Raw genomic sequence first — 2,514 nt, 5'->3', positions numbered from 1 at the left:
ATGTGAATGAATTGTTAAAGTCGTATGTTACGGGCTGTCCCACAGCTATGTCCCGATCGACGGTGACGTCATATGAAGTAACCGGGCTGTAATAGGTGCTCGCAACCCCGCTGTTCTGGATATTGCTGGAAAGATCGTATACGCCCGTACCGGTATAGGAATACACGTTATTTGTGCTAACGACATCATTATAAGATTGGGGTGTGTATGTGCCTGCCGACGTGTTGATGCCGGGCACGGAAGACGACCCCGTTGATATTGGTGTGTTAAAGTTGGTCGTTGTATCGTTATAGCTTATATTCACGGTCCCGGGCATACCAGTGGACTGATAGGTCGTCTGAATCCCTGTGGGGACGGTCATGTTCACGCTTTCATTCCCATAGCTGAACTGGGTAGTTTGTGGAGAATATCCCATCGTATTCAAGTCCGGCATGGAAAGTTCAGGCGATCTCGCCGTTCCATACGTTGTGGTCGACATGTTTCCCAGGCCCATATCAAGATCAAACGAACCGATCGATTGCTCAACATTGCCATAGGTCGTGGTCAGGGATGTGCCCAGGTCTTGTGACGTCATGCCTGGGGTGTAATAATTTTCGGTCTGGAATGTCGATATGCCCGAGCTGAAACTGGGTGTACTGATATTGTTCTGGAAGGTCATGTCGGGCATGGACGACATGTCCATGTTATAGGAACTATAATATGAATTTTGCATGAACGAAGAAGAAAGCGGATCCCCAAACCCAATAGATGACATGTTGACGGGCGACGACAGGCCGGGGACACTGCTGGATATATTGCTATTGAACGAGCTGGAAAGATCGGCATATGTGCCGTAATTGAATGAGGATGTTCCCAGGCCCGAAAGATCGTTATTCGCCGATCCCGTAGAGTATGTGTCCATGAAAGAGAAACCCGTGGACCCTGACAAGTTCCCGGAAAAAAGATCGGGGCTCACGCTAAAGGACTCGTACCCGAAAGTCGTGTTCATTTGCTGGCTCCCCAGACCGGAAACATTCATTGCCGAGAAGTCCATACCAATGTAGTTATTGTCGATGCCGGTCGTATATGTATATTGGGAACTGAACGGATCATACCCACTTCCCGCTCCGGATCCCATGTCGATCGAGAACGAGGGATTATAATCGAAAGAAGAGTTAAATGTGCTTACGGATGGCGTTGAATATCCATAGTTCATTGCTGATGCGGCGGCCATGTCAAAAGATATGCCTTGCGTTGAGATGTTCGCCCCCTGGGAAGACGTGTTGAAAGTGCCGCCATATGTCGGTATGTCGAAACTCATGCTTGAGCTTGGCAGAAGGTTTTCGCTGAAAGAGGTCCTCGGGTCGAAGTTGGATGCGTAGCTGTAATCCGTGGTGTAGGACATGTTTAGACCACCGTAAGAGAATGTGGTGCTGGCCGAAGGCACGGTTGTGGTGAGGTCCGGGGAAAAACTGAAAGTATAATTCGGCTCATATGACATGTTGGTGGTTGATGAGGGGAGCGAATAATCGAAGGACGGTAATGAAGTCATCTGTGCCGACGGAGTATATGTAAAGCTTTGTGTGGTGGACGGCGCCGTATACTGATATGTCGGCTGGTAAACGGTCGGCACGGAAGCGCTATAAGACGGTGTATATGAGCTCGAGAAAGTCGGCTCATATGAGTACGCGTAACTCGCGGGTGTAGCCGTGTACGAAAGGCTCGGCGAGTATGATGACGCGTAGTTGAATTGAGGCAGGTCTATCTGGTAGTTGATATTGTACGGACTATAGTAATCGGTCGACGTGTATTGTGTGGCCGTGAAATTGCCCGAACTGATCTGGCTCGGTAAAGCGCTGGAAGTACTGGTGATACCCGTCTTATATATATCGGTGTTGCTGGCGAACAACCATTCGTTGGTAAGAGTGTCCTTGAAGTAGCTGACAGCGTGGCTTATGCCGCTTGTAGATTTCCCTATAAAGCTCGCGGTCCAGTTGTCATACCTGTCGCTTGAGTTTACGAAATCGCCCCACCATGCCTGCAACTCCTCGCAGTCCCCTCTTAATAATTGACTTGTGCTGGAAGCGAATGATGATACCGCCGATGCCACCGAATACCCCAGGAACGGACTGGTAGTGGAAAGGCCGAAGGACGAAGTAGCCGTTTGTGCCACGGCGATCTCCCATGGAGTGCCGACCACATCCACGTTATCTCCATAACGCACCTTTTCGTCCTGCCAGTAAAGTGACGAGGCGAAGTTTAGCGGATTACTGGTATCTAGGCCTAGGACATCACTTGTCCAGCTTATGATATTCCCATAGTCGAATAAAGAGGAATCCACATAGCTCTTGAGAGGATTTATGATATTTTGTACGGTGTAGTTCTTGATGGTATCCCACATGCCTTTGGTCGATGTCGCGCCGGTGACAAAATTGTTGTACAGCCATGTCCCCGGATCGGTATACCCTTCCGTAGCTATATTGTATGACCCCAGGGATGTAGAGTGATAGTAGTTGTTGGAGTAAGAATTGTTGT

At 49.1% G+C, this 2,514-nt stretch carries 1 protein-coding gene; it reads right to left on the bottom strand.

Annotated features, from left to right (window positions below; translation table 11 throughout):
* A partial coding sequence (locus PHH49_08855; protein MDD5489049.1) for a hypothetical protein occupies positions 1 to 2,514 on the bottom strand: 2,514 nt, incomplete at both ends.

The organism is Candidatus Omnitrophota bacterium, assembly GCA_028715965.1.
Taxonomy (GTDB): Bacteria; Omnitrophota; Gorgyraeia; order Tantalellales; family Tantalellaceae; genus JAQUQS01.
This window is presented reverse-complemented; position numbering and strand designations above follow the sequence as displayed.